This window comes from Neorhizobium sp. JUb45 (assembly GCF_004343585.1).
Classification (GTDB): domain Bacteria; phylum Pseudomonadota; class Alphaproteobacteria; order Rhizobiales; family Rhizobiaceae; genus Neorhizobium.
The window spans coordinates 71,000-88,651 of sequence record NZ_SLYW01000007.1; the positions used below are offsets into that span (position 1 = coordinate 71,000).

The 17,652-nt window shown below is 60.1% G+C and carries 20 protein-coding genes; 15 read left to right on the forward strand and 5 right to left on the reverse strand.

The window, feature by feature from the left end:
- Nucleotides 1–27: 27 nt before the first annotated feature.
- Entirely contained in the window at nt 28–636 is a 609-nt protein-coding gene (locus EDF70_RS22630; protein WP_132278184.1) for a GntR family transcriptional regulator, read from the reverse strand.
- Between the two features lie 61 nt (nt 637–697).
- Between EDF70_RS22630 and EDF70_RS22635 the strand changes: the two genes are divergently transcribed.
- Nucleotides 698–1,162, forward strand: a complete 465-nt coding sequence (locus EDF70_RS22635; protein ID WP_132278186.1) for an OsmC family protein — start codon at nt 698–700, stop codon at nt 1,160–1,162.
- 248 nt (nt 1,163–1,410) lie between these two features.
- On the opposite strand, the gene EDF70_RS22640 is transcribed toward EDF70_RS22635, so the two are convergent.
- Entirely contained in the window at nt 1,411–2,097 is a 687-nt protein-coding gene (locus EDF70_RS22640; protein WP_132278188.1) for an HAD family hydrolase, read from the reverse strand.
- Nucleotides 2,098–2,172: 75 nt separating this feature from the next.
- Nucleotides 2,173–2,856 (reverse strand): winged helix-turn-helix domain-containing protein, encoded by a 684-nt coding sequence (locus EDF70_RS22645; protein ID WP_132278190.1) that lies wholly within the window; start codon nt 2,854–2,856, stop codon nt 2,173–2,175.
- Nucleotides 2,857–2,962: 106 nt separating this feature from the next.
- On the opposite strand from EDF70_RS22645, the gene EDF70_RS22650 reads away from it, so the two are divergent.
- The 6 genes from EDF70_RS22650 to EDF70_RS22675 all read left to right on the forward strand — a co-directional run bounded on the left by EDF70_RS22650 (nt 2,963) and on the right by EDF70_RS22675 (nt 7,643).
- Nucleotides 2,963–3,292, forward strand: a complete 330-nt coding sequence (locus tag EDF70_RS22650; protein ID WP_132278192.1) for an NIPSNAP family protein — start codon at nt 2,963–2,965, stop codon at nt 3,290–3,292.
- Entirely contained in the window at nt 3,289–3,636 is a 348-nt protein-coding gene (locus tag EDF70_RS22655; protein ID WP_132278195.1) for an antibiotic biosynthesis monooxygenase, read from the forward strand. The genes EDF70_RS22650 and EDF70_RS22655 overlap by 4 nt, the downstream gene beginning before the upstream one ends.
- A 62-nt stretch (nt 3,637–3,698) precedes the next feature.
- A complete protein-coding gene (locus EDF70_RS22660; protein ID WP_132278197.1) occupies nt 3,699–3,920 on the forward strand; it encodes a hypothetical protein in 222 nt (73 codons plus the stop codon).
- 551 nt (nt 3,921–4,471) lie between these two features.
- Entirely contained in the window at nt 4,472–5,605 is a 1,134-nt protein-coding gene (locus tag EDF70_RS22665) for a site-specific DNA-methyltransferase (RefSeq protein ID WP_132278199.1), read from the forward strand.
- A gap of 281 nt (nt 5,606–5,886) precedes the next feature.
- Nucleotides 5,887–6,813 (forward strand): prohibitin family protein, encoded by a 927-nt coding sequence (locus EDF70_RS22670; RefSeq protein WP_132278201.1) that lies wholly within the window; start codon nt 5,887–5,889, stop codon nt 6,811–6,813.
- Nucleotides 6,814–6,815: 2 nt separating this feature from the next.
- On the forward strand, nt 6,816–7,643 hold the full coding sequence (locus EDF70_RS22675; protein ID WP_132278203.1) for a hypothetical protein: 828 nt from the start codon (nt 6,816–6,818) through the stop codon (nt 7,641–7,643).
- Between the two features lie 39 nt (nt 7,644–7,682).
- Here EDF70_RS22675 and EDF70_RS22680 read toward each other — a convergent pair whose 3' ends face one another.
- Entirely contained in the window at nt 7,683–8,297 is a 615-nt protein-coding gene (locus EDF70_RS22680; protein ID WP_132278205.1) for an HAD family phosphatase, read from the reverse strand.
- Nucleotides 8,298–8,318: 21 nt separating this feature from the next.
- Nucleotides 8,319–9,395, reverse strand: a complete 1,077-nt coding sequence (gene mutY / locus EDF70_RS22685) for an A/G-specific adenine glycosylase (protein ID WP_132278207.1) — start codon at nt 9,393–9,395, stop codon at nt 8,319–8,321.
- 97 nt (nt 9,396–9,492) lie between these two features.
- Between mutY and EDF70_RS22690 the strand changes: the two genes are divergently transcribed.
- From EDF70_RS22690 to EDF70_RS22725, 8 genes are all read left to right on the forward strand, one after another.
- Nucleotides 9,493–10,719, forward strand: coding sequence for an O-antigen ligase family protein (locus EDF70_RS22690; protein WP_165932102.1), 1,227 nt, complete (start codon nt 9,493–9,495; stop codon nt 10,717–10,719).
- Nucleotides 10,716–11,237: a DUF721 domain-containing protein gene (locus tag EDF70_RS22695; protein WP_132278211.1), complete on the forward strand. Its 522-nt coding sequence runs from the start codon at nt 10,716–10,718 to the stop codon at nt 11,235–11,237. The genes EDF70_RS22690 and EDF70_RS22695 overlap by 4 nt, the downstream gene beginning before the upstream one ends.
- Before the next feature lie 170 nt (nt 11,238–11,407).
- Nucleotides 11,408–12,133, forward strand: a complete 726-nt coding sequence (locus EDF70_RS22700; protein ID WP_245519299.1) for a DsbA family protein — start codon at nt 11,408–11,410, stop codon at nt 12,131–12,133.
- Between the two features lie 279 nt (nt 12,134–12,412).
- Nucleotides 12,413–15,874, forward strand: coding sequence for a chromosome segregation SMC family protein (locus EDF70_RS22705; protein ID WP_132278213.1), 3,462 nt, complete (start codon nt 12,413–12,415; stop codon nt 15,872–15,874).
- Nucleotides 15,875–15,946: 72 nt separating this feature from the next.
- Nucleotides 15,947–16,147 (forward strand): hypothetical protein, encoded by a 201-nt coding sequence (locus EDF70_RS22710; protein ID WP_132278215.1) that lies wholly within the window; start codon nt 15,947–15,949, stop codon nt 16,145–16,147.
- A 94-nt stretch (nt 16,148–16,241) separates the two neighbouring features.
- The gene (locus EDF70_RS22715; protein ID WP_132278217.1) at nt 16,242–16,466 is read left to right on the forward strand and encodes a hypothetical protein; all 225 of its coding nucleotides are present in this window, start codon (nt 16,242–16,244) and stop codon (nt 16,464–16,466) included.
- Nucleotides 16,463–17,026 carry a hypothetical protein gene (locus EDF70_RS22720; protein ID WP_132278219.1) on the forward strand — a complete coding sequence of 188 codons (564 nt, stop codon included), beginning with the start codon at nt 16,463–16,465 and terminating at the stop codon, nt 17,024–17,026. Before EDF70_RS22715 ends, EDF70_RS22720 begins: the two co-directional genes overlap by 4 nt.
- Nucleotides 17,027–17,102: 76 nt before the next feature.
- Nucleotides 17,103–17,540: an Ivy family c-type lysozyme inhibitor gene (locus tag EDF70_RS22725; protein WP_245519305.1), complete on the forward strand. Its 438-nt coding sequence runs from the start codon at nt 17,103–17,105 to the stop codon at nt 17,538–17,540.
- Nucleotides 17,541–17,652 lie beyond the last annotated feature (112 nt).

A 17,652-nucleotide genomic window follows, 5' to 3' on the forward strand; every position in this document is an offset into this window, starting at 1 on the left:
TGCCTCGCGGTTTAGTGGTGCCGGGCGTTACATTGCGACACTGGTCAGCGCGTTTCGGGCGGCGATAATATGACTGTGAAGCAGTTTGCACGCTTCGTCGGCAGCCCCGTTTACATAGGCCTGCACCATCCGCCGATGATCCTCCAGCCATTGTTGTGTTTCCGATGCAAGGCCTGCGTAGCCCGCCGCATGGACAACGCAGCTGGTTCGCAGTTCTTCGACGATCGAAAGCTGACGCGGCCGTCCCGCTGGAAGATAAAGCGTGCGATGGAAATCCCAGTCGCCGGCATGCCAGCCAGGGCGCTCTGCTTCCAGAGATGACTTTTGCAGCATGTATTCGGCCTCGGCATGCGCCTTTGCGTCGGCGAGGGCCGTCGCGCGTCGCAGCAGGTCGCATTCCAGAAGAGTGCGAAGGTCAAAAATCTCGTCTAGCTCATCCGCGCTGAGCGTGATGACGCGCGCGCCTTTGCCCGGAAGGATTTCGACGATTTTCTCAGCGGCCAGCGCCTGCAAGGCATCGCGTACCGGTATCCGGCTCACGCCGTGGGCGGCAGCAAGGTCCGTCTGCGAGAGCACGGTTCCCGGTCCGCTTTCACCATTCAGGATGGATGCGCGGATCTGATCGACAAGGGCCATTTACAACTCCGATATATGTCGTATACGCGTATACATATTTAAGCGGAGCTTTGGCAAGATCATGGGGCACGAGTATTCATCACGCATCATCTGGACGGGAAACCGGGGCGAGGGGACCTCGAGCTATCGCGCCTATGACCGCACCTGGGACATCGCCATCGACGGCAAGGCCCCCATACATTGTTCCAATGATCCGCTTCTGGGCGGAGACAAGAGCAAGATGAATCCCGAAGACCTGCTGATTTCAGCCCTGTCCGCCTGCCATATGCTTTGGTATCTCCACTATGCGTCGGAGGCCAACATCGTTGTGACGGCCTATGACGACGCGCCGATCGGAGTTGGCGAGATATCCAGAAATGGCGCCGGAAAATTCACTGCTGCTATTTTGCGCCCGCGTATCACCGTAAAAGAAGGCGCGGATCTCACCGTTGCCCACGAAATTCACCACCGGATCCATGAGGTGTGCTTCATCGCCAGATCGGTGAATTTTCCGGTCAGCTACGAACCGGTCTTTACGACGATCTAAAGCAGTCACAGTTAAACGGGCCGCCTATTCGTTCGGCCGGCTTTGCCTCATGCTGTGACTACGACGCGCCGGCCGAACGAATATCCGACTCCGTTCAAGCCAACAGAATGGCGAAGATTAGCTGCGCCCCTATCGTCGCTGAGCCTCTGCCACTTTGATGGTCGGCAGGCCAGAGCCACTTTTTGATGTGCGATAGCAATAAGGAGCGGCGTGGTCGCTGAAGGTCGTGGCGTACCCTAAGGCCTGCCTCACACCACTTCCCATTCCGCCAATGCCGCCACCATGGCCGGCAATTCGATCATGCGGGAAATCACCGTTTCGGCGCCCGCATCGGTCAGCTTGTCGGCGTGGCTGGGATAGGTATGCGACGCGCCGGTGAAACCGATCACCCGCATGCCGGCAGCACGCGCGCCGTGCACGCCATGCGACGAATCCTCGATCACGAGGCAGCGCTCCGGCGCGACATTGAACTGCTTAGCACCATGCAGAAAGATATCCGGCTTGGGCTTCACGCGGTCGGGTCCAAGATCCTTTGCCGAATAGATGTGGTTTTCGAAATATGGCTTCAGGCCGACCTTGGTCAGCATCATCTCCAGCCGTGCCGAGGAGGAATTGGAGCAGATGCAGCGTTGCGTGGTGAGCCGCGCCAGCGCGAACTTCACGCCATCGATCACCTTGACGTCACGCGCCAGTCGCGCGTCCAGCAGCTTTTCCGACTTGTCGAGCAGCGAAGCGGACAGCGGAATATCGGCTTCCTTTTCCACCTGCAGGAGAATGTCGCGCCAGGTGAGACCGGCGAAACGTTCGCCCATCTCTTCCGTGCTGATCGGGTATCCGGCTTCAGTCAGCAGGCGGGATTCCACCTGCGCGGCGATGATTTCCGAATCGACCAGAACGCCGTCGCAGTCGAAGATGATGAGGTCGAAACCGCTCATGAGCAAAAATTCTCTCAAAACTGATGGGTAAGCCGGCTCTACACGAGGCGGGCCGGACGAACAATGCGAAACGGCTCAATCGACCGGAAAAACGGCCATAAAACGGCGTTCGCCCTCCGGTGTGAAGGTGATGACGCGACTATCGGCCACTCGTCGCGCCCAGCCCTGATCGATGAAATGGCCAAGCAGTGCCTTGCCGAGCGAGCCGGCTAGGTGCGAGCGCCGTTCGCTCCAGTCGAGGCAGGATTTGCAGAGAGGCCGACGCGGCGAATGCAGGCTTGTCACATCGATGCCAAGGGCAGAAACGCGCGCGTGGCCCGCATCCGTCAGGGTCAGTTCCTCACCATCAGCGACAATTGTCCCTTCGCACAAAAAACTGTCCAGCATGCGCACGCCAAAATCGCCGGCGAGATGATCGTAGCAGACACGCGCCTTGCGCAAAGCCGGGTCTTTTGGGCCGGGCTTGTGGCGCAGATGGCCGCGGCTGGCGGCAAAACCCATCAGGCTTTCCAGCATGGCGCCCGTCGCGGTATCAGCCAGCGCGAAATAACGATGCCGGCCCTGCTTGCGTTGTGAGAGCAGCCCGCCATCCTCCAGCTTGGAGAGGTGTGAACTGGCGGTCGGCAGCGACACGCCGGCGGCCTGCGCCAGTTCGCTTGCGGTGAGGGCTTGGCCGCCCATCAGGGCGGTCAGCATGTTGGCGCGGGCGGGGTCGCCGATCAGCATGCCCAGACGGGCGATATCCGGTCCTTCTTTCATGACCAGCCTTTTAGCACACAATTTCCGCTCATGCTTCGATCTGGACCGAAGCATCGGTGAAAACGGGCATGGCAGAAGGAGGCGTGCCAACAGAAGGAGCCGCATCATGATCACCTGCTTTATCCGCTACGAGATCGATCCGTTCAAACGTGAGGAATTCGCTGAGTATTCGAGGACATGGGGCCAGTGCATTCCGCGCAACGGCGCCGACCTCATCGGCTATTTCGGCCCGCACGAGGGCTCGGCGACCACGGCTTACGGCATCTACAATATAGAAAACCTCGCCGCCTATGAGGCCTATCGCCAGAACCTTGCGAGCGACCCACTCGGGCGGCAGAATTACGAATTCGCGAAGCGGGAACGGTTCATTCTCAAGGAAGACCGCATCTTTCTGAAAAACCTGTCGCTGCCGCATGCTTTGGGAGGAAAACCATGATCGCCGTCATTTTCGAAGTCATGCCTTTCATGGGCGAAAGACACCATTATCTCGACCTTGCGGGGGAGTTGCGCAAGGAACTGGACACGGTCGACGGGTTCATCTCGATCGAACGGTTCGAAAGCCTCACCAACCGCGGCAAGATTCTGTCGCTGTCCTTCTGGCGCGACGAGGCGGCGGTGAAGCGATGGCGCAATCTCGAAAGTCACCGCGCCGCCCAGAAGGCGGGAAGAGGCGGGGTATTCGCCGATTACCGGCTGCGGGTGGCGCATGTGCTGCGGGACTATGGGATGAACGAGAGGGAGGAGGTGCCGGAGGATAGCCGGGCGGTGCATGCGGGGTGAGGGATTGCAATGTGATGCGACGTATAGTTGCATTTGGGTTGGGGTGAACGGGCGGTCCAGATATGAAAATCAGATCGAAGCGTGATTTGGCGGTCTTTAATGAACTCAGCAAGCATCACGCCGCCTGGTGCAATCAACTGGCGACGGCAGTAGGGGCTGCGGGCGCGATCGTTCCTTTCATGGCCGCCGTCTTGAGCTTTCAACTGACGCTCACCATTTTCGTCAGTGCGCTTTTTTGGCTTCCCTCGCAATCATGCTACATTCACTTGGTGCATTTTTACTGAAAAGGATCAGGTCAGATGATGACATCGATGTCGACGTTTGAACTTCTCTAACTGATCACGCCGATCGTAGGCATCATTATTGTCGGTGCTCTGATCGCTTATCTCAAATACCGAGAAAAACGCGGCCTTCTTTAAGCGTAGTGACTTTGCAGGCCGATAACTGATGTGACGAACTACGCCCGACCCGCATTCGTTTTTTGGATACGCCGCTTTTCTTCGAAACGAGCCCGCACGAGTTCGGCGGGAATCTCTATCGATGGGTCTTTAAAAGCTCCTGAGCGCGTGCCGTCATCTCTCCTCAAGCCAACGTTCGTAATCCAAGGCGTTGCTGCAATTGGGGGTGGTGCGCAGCGTTTTCACCATGTTCGCTTTCCAATCATGCGCCGTGGCTGCCTGTTAAGAATATGCCATCGCCGGAAAACATCAATGCGGCCGGCCAGCGCGCATTCTTTTCCCGAAATCATCCGCCCGTTCAGTGTTTGGTAACCAAACTAGGTAACCATAACAGACACTAAACACGTATCCGAGTAAGCGTAGAGGCGAGTATCAAAATGGCGTTCGTATTCCCGCTGGCCGACATCACATCGACCCGCCATCAGCCGAAAAACTGGCTGAACTCCATCATCAAGGGCGATTGCGTCGCCGCGCTCAATGCTCTGCCGGATCATTCGGTCGACGCGATCTTTGCCGACCCGCCGTATAACCTGCAGCTCGGCGGCACGCTGCACCGTCCCGATCATTCCGTCGTCGATGCCGTCGATGACGAATGGGACCAGTTCGCCTCCTTCGAAATGTACGATGCCTTCACCCGCGCCTGGCTGCTCGCCTGCCGCCGCGTGTTGAAACCGAATGGCACGATCTGGGTGATCGGCTCCTACCACAACATTTTTCGCGTCGGCGCGATTATGCAGGACCTGAACTTCTGGCTGCTGAACGACATCGTCTGGCGCAAGACCAACCCGATGCCGAACTTCAAGGGACGCCGGTTCCAGAATGCCCACGAAACCATGATCTGGGCCAGCCGCGATGCCAAGTCCAAGGGCTACACGTTCAATTACGATGCCCTCAAGGCCTCCAACGACGACGTGCAGATGCGCTCCGACTGGCTGTTTCCGATCTGCTCGGGTGGCGAACGCCTGAAGGGTGACGATGGCAAGAAGGTGCATCCGACCCAGAAGCCGGAAGCGCTGCTCGCCCGCATCATCATGTCCTGCACCAAGCCGGGCGACATCATCCTCGATCCGTTCTTCGGTTCGGGCACGACCGGTGCTGTCGCAAAGCGCCTCGGCCGCAACTTTGTCGGCATCGAGCGCGAGCAGGATTATATCGACGCCGCATCCGCCCGTATCGAAGCCGTCGAGCCGCTCGGTGGCGCGGAACTGACCGTCATGACCGGCAAGAAGGCCGAACCGCGCGTCGCCTTCAACACGCTGGTCGAATCGGGCCTCATCCGTCCCGGTCAGGTTCTGACCGACGCAAAACGCAAATGGAGCGCCATCGTGCGCGCCGATGGCACGCTGGCATCCGGCGGTTCCGCCGGCTCGATCCACCGCCTCGGCGCCAAGGTGCAGGGGTTTGACGCCTGCAACGGCTGGACCTTCTGGCACTACGAGGAAGACGGTGTGCTGAAACCCATCGACGATCTTCGGACCGTCATCAGAAACGATATGGCAAAGGCAGGCTGATCCACCAGCTCAGAGGCCGCAGGATGAACCGGTGGCCGCCCTATCGCGATATTCTTCTTCCGGTCATGTACCTCTAGTCCCGGAAGAGGATCCTTGACGCCCGGTCTCCCATCGAGATCTGGCGTCTTTTATTTGTGGTTTCTACCCTCGATTTCAGAGCGCGTTGTCGTTAGTTGCGACACCGAATGCGGATTTCGGCGCAAGCCGGCTGCACCGTCGTCGCAAAATTGCGATGATGACTTATGTTCTGAGTGTTCATCCTTTTAGGATGTGGGGGAAATATGCGTTTCGTTTCGACTGTTCCAACCTTGATTTTCGGCGCCGTCGCCATTGTCGTGCTCAGCATCGTGTTCGGCTCGTGGTACACGATCGACCAGGGCGAGCGTGGCGTCGTGCTGCGTTACGGCGCGATTGCCGGCACCGCCGAACCGGGCCTCGGTTTCAAGCTGCCGATCATAGACAGCATCGTGCGCATTTCCGTGCAGTCGCAGGCCGCGATCTATTCGAACATGGATGCCTATAGCCGCGACCAACAGCCGGCAACGATGAAGCTTTCGGTCAACTACCGTATCCCAGTCGATCAGGTGGCCACCGTCTACGAACAGTTCGGTTCGGAAGCAGGCCTGTTGAGCCGTCTGGTCGAGCGTCGCGTCTTCGAGGAAAGCAAAACCGTGTTCGGCCGCTTCAACGCCGTTACCGCCATTCAGGAGCGTGGCCGCCTCAATCAGGAAATCGCCGATGCCATCCAGGCCGGCGTCAAGGGGCCGGTCATCGTCGACAGTGTGCAGATCGAAAATATCGATTTTTCTGACGCCTACGAGGCGAGTATCGAGCAGCGCATGTTGGCCGAGGTCGAGGTGCAGCGTCTGCGCCAGAATGCCGAGCGCGAAAAGGTGCAGGCGGAAATCACCGTCACCCGCGCCAATGCAAACGCCGATGCCCGCCGTGCCGATGCGCAGGCGCAGGCCGATGCGGTGCGCCTGCAGGCCCAAGCCGATGCCGAAGCCATCCGCGTGCGCGGTGAGGCGGAAGCCGACGCCATCAAGGCGCGCGGCGATGCTTTGAAGGACAATCCCGGCCTCGTGTCGCTGACCCAGGCGGAACGCTGGAACGGGCAATTGCCGACGACGATGGTGCCGAATGGTGCCGTGCCGATGATTGACGTCACCGGCGGCGCGATCCGCGGCAGTGTTTCGGCGGGGGAGTGACCATGACGCGCCGGACGGTTTTTGCTTTCGCCGTTCTTAGCGGCTTTGTCTCGACCGGCCCGGCGGCGCATGCGACGGAGGATGTGTGCGCGGCAAGACTGGCGGAGATTGTCACCAAGGCCTATCCAGAGGCCAAGGCATTACCGGACAACAAATTCGAGGTGGAGGGACGGAAGCTGACCTTGCCGGAGAGTGGCTATTTGGGCCGCAATCCGCAGGCCATGCTTTGCCGTACCTGGCCCGCCCGGCCGGAACTGACGCTGTTGGCGGTGCCGTTGATGAACGAGCCGCAGCAGGATGGCATGAACGAGGGCGATCTCGACATGCTCGTGCTCGAAAGCAAAAGTTTCGATGTGAAACAGAGGCATCGCGTCGAAGGCCTGACGAGCGATGATGCGATTTCTATCGAGGAGCTGACATTCGACACGGCGTTCTATCAGCTGGCACCTGAAAACGTTGCCTTCGGACTGCGTAAGATGACCCGCGGCAGCTCCCGTCCCAATCCCTTCAGCGACACCAGTCTATGGCTGTTTTTCGCCGAGGGAAATCAGCTGAAGCCGATCCTGGAAAACTTCACGGTCTATCAGTACCGCGGTGAGACGGACACCAATTGCAACGGTGAATTCGAGGAGAAAACGCGCACACTGTCCATGGCTCCGTCGTCAAAGGGCGCAATTGCCGATCTTCTGGTCTCGGAAAAGCGGGCCAATATCCTCCACGAAGCGGTTTGGGACGAATGCAGGGACACCGAAAAGGTGATTACGATCAAACATCGCCTGCGTTTCAAAGATAGTGCCTATCTTGTGCCGAAAGCGTTGCAGGAGTTCTAACCGTCATCACTTCGACGCGCGGAAACGCGTCGGCTGGGCCTAAAACGCCACGCCCAGTGCCGCCAGATCCGTCTTCAACGTCTCGACATCGACAAAATGCACCGCCTGCCAGCCGGCTTTCCGCGCGCCTTCGACATTCGGAAAACTGTCGTCGATGAACAGGGTGGCTTGCGGTTTCAGGCCGAAATCGCGGGCGTGTTTTTCGTAGATCGCCACATCCGGCTTGATCAGTTTTATATCGCCGGACACCGTGACGCCGCGTGGCTTTTTCAGGAACGGAAAGATCTCCTGTGCCTGCCGAAACGTGTCGGAGGCAAAGTTGGTGAGCATGGTCACGTCGCGGCCCTGCGCGATCAGGCTTTCCATGATCGCAACCGAACCGTCATAGGCATACGGCACCATTTCGTGCCAATGCTGTCGGAAGGCGCGGATCTGGTCGGTGCGGTCGGGATGTTGTGCGATCAGCAGCGCTTCTGCCTCTGCCCATGTGCGGCCACGATCCTGCTCGAGGTTCCATTCATGGGTGCAGACATTGTCGAAGAACCATTTGCGCTCGGCATCGTCGGGAATGATGCGGCTGAACGGAATGTTCGGGTCGTAATGTATCAGCACCTTGCCGATGTCGAAGACGATGTGGTCGATGTGAGCGGCCATGAAACCTTCCTGATATCAGTATTACAGTTTTGAAAACGCGAGCGGTATCGCCTGTACGATTGCCTTTTTCATGACGGTCGGCAATGCCTGTGCCTCAAGATTGGTCACCGGCTCCCACCAGCCGCCGCCATCCGTGTCGATCTTTTCGTGGCTCAGCCGGTAGACTGAAAGCCGGAGTTCGAAATGGGTGAAGACGTGGACGATCTGGCCGCAAGCCTGCCAGTCGCCGGCAAACGGCGCGTGCTCGGGCGTCGTGCCGCCGTCGATGCGTGCCGTCCAGCCGGTGGTCGGCACTTCCGTCATGCGGCCGAGCAGTCCCGTCTCAATGCGGCGCCGAAGGAGAATTTCGCCATCGGGCGTCACCGCCACGAAGGCGGCGCCATAACGCACCGGTTTCGTCTTTTTCGGCGCCTTCACCGGAAAACGCTCGGGCTCGTCATTTGCCAGCGCCAGACAGTGGCTGCTGAACGGACAGAGCGCGCAGGCGGGACGTTTTGGCGTACAGATGGTGGCACCGAGATCCATCATCGCTTGCGCGAAATCGCCGGGCCGGTCGGAAGGCGTCAGTTCCGCCACCTTTTCCTTCATCAGCGGCTTGGAGCCGGGCAGAGGGGCATCGATCGTAAAAAGGCGGGAGATCACCCGCTCGACATTGCCGTCCATCACGGCGGCCTGCCGGTTGAAGGCGATCGCGGCGACGGCTGCTGCGGTGTAATCGCCGATGCCCGGCAGGGCCTTCAGGCCAGCCTCGGTGTCGGGAAAAATGCCGCCATGATCGCGGGCCACCGCTTCGGCGCATTTTTTCAGGTTGCGGGCGCGGGCGTAATAACCGAGCCCCGCCCAAGCGGCCATGACATCATCCGTCGGGGCGGCGGCAAGGTCTTCCACCCTCGGCCACAGCGATAGAAATTTTGCAAAATAGGGTTTGACGGCCTGCACCGTGGTCTGCTGCAGCATGACTTCCGACAACCAGACATGATACGGATTCGCAAAAATGCCTGCTTTTGCTGCCACAGGGCTGACACGCCAAGGTAGCTCGCGGTGGTGGCGATCGTACCAATGCAGCAATGCGACACTGTAAAGATTGGATATTTTCATGCTGCCGTGCAAGATAGCGCTTCCCTTGGAGAATCACTCTCCTATGTATTCGGCGTAATCTACATCAATGAAAAGAGCCGGAATGAAACTGCCGTCGATGCAACGGAATAATGTGGTCTGTCTGGCCATCGTCAGCGCCGCCGCCGCAATAGCCGGTTCAATCATTACCATCCTTCTTGGCATATCCATGGTCTGGGCGCTGGTTTCACTGGCGCTGAAACGTTATCCGGCCCGTTTCCAGCGCAGTGATCTTTATGTCATCGGGCCGGCCTTGCTCTATTCCGCGACAATCCTTCTTGCGGCTTTCGTCAATTACGACCCGGCGACAGCCGACAGATTGCTCAGCCGCGGCGCGGCGCTTCTGCCCTTCATCTTTTTTCCGCTGATCCTGCCGCGCCTGCGCGTCGGGTCCAGTTCCTCGCTCATCGATGCGTTCCTGGTCGGTGCGGCCGTGTGTGGCATACTGGCCTTGCCGCTCGCTTTTGTGCAAGTTGAATTTTATCAGATCCGCGCTTCCGGCGGCATCGGCAATGCGCTGCCGTTCAGCATGGTTTGCGCCATGCTGGCGTCTGTGTCGCTGCTCAATACGGTGTCGCCGCGGCCACGTCGGCAGGCGCTTGGCTGGGCCGGATTCGTTGCCGGCATTATGTGCGTGCTGCTGTCGCAATCACGTGGTGTGCTGCCCATCCCCGCCATCGCGCTGGTCATGCTGTTTGCGCTGTTTCCGCAGAAACTGCGCCGTTTCTACAACTGGAAGGGCGCTGTACTTCTTGTCATCGGTGTCGTTGTAGTTTTTGCCATGGGGTTCAAACATTCGCAGCGGCTGATCGAAATGCTCGGGTATTTCGCCAACGATACCGGGGCCGACGAATCCTACACCGCCCGCATCGGCCTGTGGAAATATGCAAGCGGCTTGATCGCGGAAAACCCGTGGCTGGGTTATGGCGTGCAGAACCGCTCCGAGCTGATCGAGCAGGCCGGATACACCTTCACCCATTTCCACAATGGTTTTATCAGCGCCACCGTGGATGCCGGCCTGATCGGCCTGATCGCAACGCTGCTGATGCTGTTTTCGCCGGTTCTTAATGTCCTGCGCAATCCGACCACTATCGCGCGCCGCAAACGTCTGTTCATGGCGCTGCTCGTGCCCATCGGTTACTTCATCGCCGGCAGCACCAATATCCTGTTCTTCCAGGATATCTATGATAGCCTGTTCCTGTGGTTGGTGATCATCGTGGCGGTGCCACTATCACAGAAAGTGATTCTTTTGCCGCCCGGCACGACAGTCGCGCCGGCGGCGCATAAAGCCGAGCATGTTCAATGAGCCAGCCGGAAAAGAAGGAATTCCGTCGTCGCGGCGCCCACCAGATCGCCGAGGTGGCGAACCGCATCATCGATCCGGTGCTGGCCAAGCGCGCCGGTATTTCCACGGCCCTGCTCGGTTCCTGGGATGAAATCGCCGGCGAGGATTTTGCCGAATGTACGCGCCCGGAAAAAATCGCGTGGCCACGTCGCGAACCCGGTACAGATAGCGGCTATCAGGCCGGCACGCTGACAATCGCCTGCGAAGGCGCGCGCGCATTGTTCCTGAGCCATGCGCAGGGCGAGCTGATCGGCCGCATCAATGCGTTTTTCGGCTTTCCCGCCATCCGCCAGATCCGCATCGTGCAGAAACCGGTCGTTCAGGCACCGCGCCATCGCCCCAAGCCGCCGCCGCTGAAAGGCGAAGCAGCGCGCAAACTGGACGAGATGATGGAGGGCATCGACAACGATGCGCTGCGCAATGCCGTGACGCGGCTGGGGACTGCGGTGATGCAGAAAAAGCGGACGATCCGGCGCTAACCTTGCGTTCGTCCCCTGCGATCTTTCGTCCACAGGTGCGTTACAGGCTTGCCCTGTCCATTCCTCGTCACAATTGTTTGAAAAGAGTAACGAAAGCCGCGCTTGTCGGACGCCAAGCGGCAGGTTACGGAAATCGCGACAGTTTTTACTTTCTCTCAACAGGTGTCTTCATGACCATTCAGACGATGACCAACGAGACCTTTGCCGCAGCTCTCAGCCGCCGCGCGCTTCTCGCCGGATCCGCTTCCACTGCCCTCGGCCTCACGCTTGCCGCTTCCATGACCTCGGCACAGGCACAGGAAAAGCCGGAATCCTCCGGCAAGGTCGATATGGCCGAAGTACTGAAGCCCGGCCCGCTGCCGGAAATGCAGCTCGGCAAGGATGACGCGCCGGTCACCATCGTCGAATACATGTCGATGACCTGCCCGCATTGCGCCGCCTTCCACGCCAATACGTTCGATCCGATCAAGGAAAAATACGTCGACACCGGCAAGGTGCGCTTCATCGTGCGCGAATTCCCGTTCGACCCGGCCGCCACCGCCGCTTTCATGCTGGCGCGCTGCAATCCGTCCAAGCCGAGCGAGCTCGCCACTGCCGACCAGTATTTCCCGATGATCTCGATGCTGTTCAAGCAGCAGCGTGCCTGGGCGGCACCTGCAGACGGCAATGTCCGCAACGGTTTGACGCAGGCCGTCAAGATTGCCGGTTTTTCACAGGAAAGCTTCAACGCCTGCTTGACCAACCAGAAGCTTCTCGATGATGTGAACGCAACGATGCAGCGCGGCGCCAAGGACTTCGAAGTCAACTCGACGCCGACCTTCATCATCAACGGCGAGAAATATGCTGGAGACCTGTCGGTTGCACAAATGTCGGCGGTCATCGACGCCCTGCTCTAGGACCCATCGCGAAATGATCGCGGGCGGGTTTTTGCGCGTGTCCGCGGATTTGGGCCGAATAACGGCGCGGCTTGCCTCTTCTCCCCGCCTGCGGGGAGAAGGTCCGGAGCGACAGCGAGGGGATGAGGGGCGGTCGCGGGCATTGAGTTTGAGGCTTTTGCCCCTCATCCGCCTGCCGGCACCTTCTCCCCGTCATAACGGGGAGAAGAACACCCGCTGCACCGCTCTCATTCCATCGTTTAGTCACGCACTGACCCACCATGACCGGAGGCCGAACCATTGAAGTTCAATCGCCTCCGCGTCGTCGGTTTCAAATCCTTTGTCGAACCCACCGAATTCATCATCGAACCGGGCCTGACCGGCGTTGTCGGCCCGAACGGCTGCGGCAAGTCCAATCTTGTCGAAGCGCTGCGCTGGGTGATGGGGGAAAACTCCTACAAGAACATGCGTGCGTCCGGCATGGACGACGTGATCTTTTCCGGTTCCGGCAACCGCCCGGCCCGCAACACCGCCGAAGTCGGCCTTTATCTCGACAATTCAGACCGCACCGCGCCGGCCGCCTTCAACGATGCCGACGAGATCCAGGTGTCGCGCCGTATCGAGCGCGAGCAGGGCTCGGTCTACCGCATCAACGGCAAGGAAGCCCGCGCGAAAGACGTGCAGCTTCTGTTCGCCGATGCCTCCACCGGCGCGCGTTCGCCCTCGATGGTGGGGCAGGGGCGCATCGGCGAGCTGATCTCGGCCAAACCGCAGGCGCGCCGCCAGTTGCTGGAAGAGGCCGCCGGCATTTCCGGCCTGCATTCGCGCCGCCACGAAGCCGAACTGCGCCTGCGCGCCGCCGAGGGCAACCTTGAACGTCTCGAAGACGTCGTGGCGCAGCTGGAAAACCAGATCGAAAGCCTGAAACGGCAGGCGCGTCAGGCCAACCGCTTCAAGAGCCTGTCCGCCGATATCCGCGCCCGCGAGGCCATGCTCCTGCATAGCCGCTGGGTGCAGGCCAAGGAGGCCGAGGGCGAGGCTGTCAGCACGCTCAACCAGGCTACTGCCATCGTAGCCGAAAAGGCGCAGGCGCAGATGGAGGCGGCCAAGAACCAGGCGATCGTTGCCCACAAGCTGCCGGAACTGCGAGAAGCCGAAGCCGCCGCCGGTGCCGCCCTGCAGCGTATCCAGATCGCCCGTGGCCAGCTGGAGGAAGAAGCGGGCCGACTGCTGCGCCGTCGCGATGAGCTGACCCGTCGTCTTGCCCAACTGGGCGAGGATATCCGCCGCGAGGAGCGGCTGGTTTCGGAAAATGCCGAGGTGCTGGCCCGCCTTGATGCTGAAGAGGCGGAACTTGCGGAACTGCTGGCCGAATCCGGTTCGGAAGCCGAAGAACTTCGCGAAACTTTTGAGGGTGCCGCCGCCAGCCTTGCCGACAGTGAACGCGTGTTTGCCCAGATCACCGCCGAGCGCGCCGAAGCCGCCGCCGGTCGCCAGCAGTTGGAACGCGTGATCCGTGATCTGGCCGATCGTCGTGGCCGTCTGGAGCGCTCGTTTGGTGAGGCGGAAGCGGAGCTTGCCGCAATCGATGAACGCCTGTCCGGTCTGGTTGATCCATCCGAACGGCGCGAAGCGGTGGAGGCGGCGGAAATTGCCGTCGAGGATATAGCGGTCCTGATCGAGGACGTAGAGGAGGCGCTTGGTCTTGCCCGCCGCAGGGAGACGGAGGCGCGTGCGCCGGTCGTTGCAGCGCGCTCGCATCTGAACGGGCTGGAAGCGGAAAGCAAGACCATCCGTCGCATGCTGGCCGCAGGCGATACGTCCGGGGCCTATCCGCCGGTCGCAGAAGTCATCCGGGTCGATCGCGGTTACGAAACAGCCGTTGGTGCCGTTCTGGGCGATGATCTGGAAAGCGCTCTGGATGCGGCAGCACCTTCCTATTGGTCAGGTGCCGGTGATGCGGGTTCCGATCCGGCTTTGCCCGATGACGTCGAGGCGATGATTGCGCATGTCATCGCGCCGCCGCAGCTCGCCCGCCGCCTGTCGCAGATCGGCGTCGCCGATCTCGAAACCGCCAACCGCCTGATGCCGCTTCTGAAGCCCGGCCAACGGCTCGTCACCCGCGAAGGCGCTGTCTTCCGCTGGGATGGCCATGTCACCGGTTCGGAAGCGCCGAGTGCGGCCGCGCTGCGTCTTGCCCAGAAAAACCGCCTGTCGGAACTGGAAGCTGAAATCGACGAAGCCGCGATTGCGCTGTCGGAAGCCGAAACGCTGGCTGCTGCCGCCATCGATACGATCGCCACTGAGGAACTTCGCCTTCACGATGCCCGCGAGCGCAGCCGTATCGCCCAGCGCCAGCTGGCGGAGGCCCGCGATGCACTGGCCGCCGCTGAGCGCGCCTCAGGTGACCTGATGCGCCGTCGTGATGTGGCGGCCGCAGCGCTGGAACAGTTGCGCGAACAGATCACGGAAGTGTCCGAGCAGGACGAAGCCGCCCGCGCCGAGCTGGAAGACGCGCCCGAGGTCGATGAGATCGATGCCCGCCTGCGCGAACAGCAGGCAACCGTCGCCACCGATCGCGGCCTGTTGGCCGAAGCGCGTGCCCGTTACGAAGGGCTTTCCCGCGAAACCGATGCCCGCCGCCGCCGTGTCGCCGCCATCGGTCAGGAACGCGCCACGTGGCAGGGCCGAGCCGCGAGCGCCGAAGACCATATCGCCTCGCTGCGCGAACGCGAGGAAGAGGCGCGCGAGGAAATGGTCGATCTCGACCTCGCGCCGGAAGAATTCGACGACAAGCGCCGGGCGCTGCTCTCCGAACTGCAGAAGGCCGAGGATGCCCGCAAGGCCGCCTCCGACGTGCTGGTCGAGGCCGAAACCCGCCAGCGCGAGGCCGACCGCATCGCCACGATCGCGCTGTCGGAACTGGCGGAAACCCGCGAACGCCGTGGTCGCGCCGAGGAACGTCTGGTGTCCGCCGCCGAGCGCCGTAACGAGACGGAAATTCGTATTCGCGAAGCGCTGAACTGCGAACCACACGAGGCATGGCGCCTGACGGGTCTCGGCCACGAGGCGCCACCGCCGGATATTGCGCAGGTGGAGCGTGAACTGGACCGCCTGAAGATCGAGCGCGAGCGTCTCGGCGCCGTCAACCTGCGCGCCGAAGAAGAGCAGAAAGAGCTTTCCGACAAGCTCGAAGCCCTCACACGTGAGCGCGATGACGTGATCGACGCCATCAAGAAACTGCGCGGCGCCATCCAGAGCCTCAACCGTGAGGGCCGCGAACGCCTGATCGCCGCTTTCGATGTTGTCAACACCCAGTTCCAGCGACTGTTCACCCATCTCTTCAACGGCGGCACGGCCGAACTGCAACTGATCGAAAGCGATGATCCGCTCGAAGCCGGTCTCGAAATTCTAGCCCGCCCGCCGGGCAAGAAACCGCAGACGATGACGCTGCTTTCTGGCGGCGAACAGGCGCTGACGGCCATGGCGCTGATCTTTGCCGTCTTCCTCACCAATCCCGCGCCGATCTGCGTGCTGGACGAAGTGGACGCGCCGCTCGACGACCACAATGTCGAGCGCTACTGCAATCTGATGGACGAAATGGCGGCCTCGACCGCCACCCGTTTCGTCATCATCACCCACAACCCTATCACCATGGCCCGCATGAACCGCCTCTTCGGCGTCACCATGGCCGAGCAGGGTGTGAGTCAGCTTGTCTCGGTGGATCTGCAGGCGGCCGAGCAACTGGCCGAGGCGAGCTGAGGTCGGTTATTCGGCATTTGAACGCTGACGCTGACAGGCGTATAACAAGGCGGGTCAAACGGAGGATAACGCATGCAGCAGCCTCAATCGTTGCAATCCCTTCAAAACGAGGAGGAATACGAAGCTGCATTGAAGCAAGTGCGGTCGTATTTCGAGAGCGAACCGGCCCCCGAAACTCTGGAAGCAGCGCATTTCGATGCGCTTGCTATTTCCATCGAAAACTACGAGCTGAAGCATTATCCGGTGGCTGCAACCAACGCGCCGGTTCCCTGATGTCGTTGATCAATCGCAAACCGGCCCCGATGATTGGAATTGAAGGGTATCCGCGACAGGCCTGTAACAAAGACAGTCAAGCGGAGGATGCCACATGCTGAACCCACGGCCGTCGCAGCCGACAATCGAAAAGACATTGCTGGATTTTTCCGAAGGGCGCATTTCACGCCAGCGGGCGATGTTTGTGCTGGATGTCGACTATTCCGAACTTTGGGATCTGATGGTGGCGCATGATCTTTGGTTGCCGGAGTTGAGCGATCTGGAAGCCGCTTCCGAAGGCCATAGAATGGCGGATTTTCTGGCTGCAAGAGGCATATGACCCAGGTCGTTATCGTGGTGCCGGATGCCGGCCCCCTGATCAGCCTTGCAAAGGCAAAGCGTCTCGACCTGCTGATCGCATTGAGGCTTCCGGTCTATGTGATGGATCAGGTCTACTGGGAAGCGACGCGCAACAAGGATAAGCCGGATGCGCTTGCCATTATTGGCTTTGTTGAAGCGAATGCCGACCTTGTTCACATCGCCGAAACGGAGACCGGTGAAAATGCCCGGTTTGCCAGGGAGGCGGGACGCGTCGGCAAGCGGCAGTCCAGTCTGGGAGAGGCGGCCATTTCCGAGTTCCTGACCGGTTTTGAAGCGCGCTTTGCCGATACGGCCGCGTTGTTGATCTATGAGGATTCCGATTTCACGCGCAGGCGGATCATCATCCCCGACAACGTGCATGTTGTATCGACCAAAAGCTTTATCTATGGCCTTCAAAACAGGAAGCTGATCGATGATGCTGCTGCTATCTGGCAATCCATCAGGGAAGCAGGACGGCAGCCATCCGATCAGGAAGTTGACCAGCCCGGCAACGTCGGGTCGGACAGGACGCAATGGTGAGGTTCGGGTGATCAGGTTGGCGGCTGGCAATTCATGTGGACCTCATTTGCTCAGGCGAACATTTTCAGCGTTGTTTGTGATCGTTGCGACCTTGCTTCCGGCCGGCTCATTCGCTGATACGGCTTCCGGCGGCGCCCAGTCCGTGACCCCGGCCGCTCCCGCCTCCACCGGCAACCGTGCCCTCAACCATGTCATCGCCACCTCGCCCGAACACAAAAAATCTCTCGTCGCGCTTCTGCGCGGTCGCCGCGACCTGCCGGAATGGGCGCACAGCATCATCACCAACGCGCGTTATGTCACCGGCGTATCGCGTATCGTCGCATTGCCGGAGGGGGCGTTCGAACTGTTCGGCGCCTGCGATCCGCGCAATTGCCAAAACAGCCACATCCGCATCCTGTTCTCGGCGGATGGGTCAAAGGTCTGGGCGCGGTTGGTCGATCCGAAGGATGGCCAACAGGTTTTGGGCGAGCCAAGCGCCGATCAGTTGCAGGCTTTGATGACGCCCGGCATCTGAGCCATTGTTATTTATGACTTTTTGGTGACAGTGCTTAGGGCGTCAAGCGAAATCGGAAAGGTAAATCTACCCTGATTTTTCCGATATTCCCAAAAAAGGTTTTTTGATTTGC

Bases quoted from the DNA above. Each gene is read 5' to 3' on its own strand.
- EDF70_RS22655 (WP_132278195.1), top strand. From the start codon at position 3,289: ATGATCGCCGTCATTTTCGAAGTCATGCCTTTCATGGGCGAAAGACAC.
- EDF70_RS22690 (WP_165932102.1), top strand. From the start codon at position 9,493: ATGCAACGGAATAATGTGGTCTGTCTGGCCATCGTCAGCGCCGCCGCC.
- EDF70_RS22675 (WP_132278203.1), top strand. From the start codon at position 6,816: ATGACGCGCCGGACGGTTTTTGCTTTCGCCGTTCTTAGCGGCTTTGTC.
- EDF70_RS22720 (WP_132278219.1), top strand. From the start codon at position 16,463: ATGACCCAGGTCGTTATCGTGGTGCCGGATGCCGGCCCCCTGATCAGC.
- EDF70_RS22695 (WP_132278211.1), top strand. From the start codon at position 10,716: ATGAGCCAGCCGGAAAAGAAGGAATTCCGTCGTCGCGGCGCCCACCAG.
- EDF70_RS22715 (WP_132278217.1), top strand. From the start codon at position 16,242: ATGCTGAACCCACGGCCGTCGCAGCCGACAATCGAAAAGACATTGCTG.
- EDF70_RS22665 (WP_132278199.1), top strand. From the start codon at position 4,472: ATGGCGTTCGTATTCCCGCTGGCCGACATCACATCGACCCGCCATCAG.
- EDF70_RS22640 (WP_132278188.1), bottom strand. From the start codon at position 2,097: ATGAGCGGTTTCGACCTCATCATCTTCGACTGCGACGGCGTTCTGGTC.
- EDF70_RS22645 (WP_132278190.1), bottom strand. From the start codon at position 2,856: ATGAAAGAAGGACCGGATATCGCCCGTCTGGGCATGCTGATCGGCGAC.
- EDF70_RS22670 (WP_132278201.1), top strand. From the start codon at position 5,887: ATGCGTTTCGTTTCGACTGTTCCAACCTTGATTTTCGGCGCCGTCGCC.
- EDF70_RS22650 (WP_132278192.1), top strand. From the start codon at position 2,963: ATGATCACCTGCTTTATCCGCTACGAGATCGATCCGTTCAAACGTGAG.
- mutY (WP_132278207.1), bottom strand. From the start codon at position 9,395: ATGAAAATATCCAATCTTTACAGTGTCGCATTGCTGCATTGGTACGAT.
- EDF70_RS22660 (WP_132278197.1), top strand. From the start codon at position 3,699: ATGAAAATCAGATCGAAGCGTGATTTGGCGGTCTTTAATGAACTCAGC.
- EDF70_RS22680 (WP_132278205.1), bottom strand. From the start codon at position 8,297: ATGGCCGCTCACATCGACCACATCGTCTTCGACATCGGCAAGGTGCTG.
- EDF70_RS22700 (WP_245519299.1), top strand. From the start codon at position 11,408: ATGACCATTCAGACGATGACCAACGAGACCTTTGCCGCAGCTCTCAGC.
- EDF70_RS22630 (WP_132278184.1), bottom strand. From the start codon at position 636: ATGGCCCTTGTCGATCAGATCCGCGCATCCATCCTGAATGGTGAAAGC.
- EDF70_RS22635 (WP_132278186.1), top strand. From the start codon at position 698: ATGGGGCACGAGTATTCATCACGCATCATCTGGACGGGAAACCGGGGC.
- EDF70_RS22710 (WP_132278215.1), top strand. From the start codon at position 15,947: ATGCAGCAGCCTCAATCGTTGCAATCCCTTCAAAACGAGGAGGAATAC.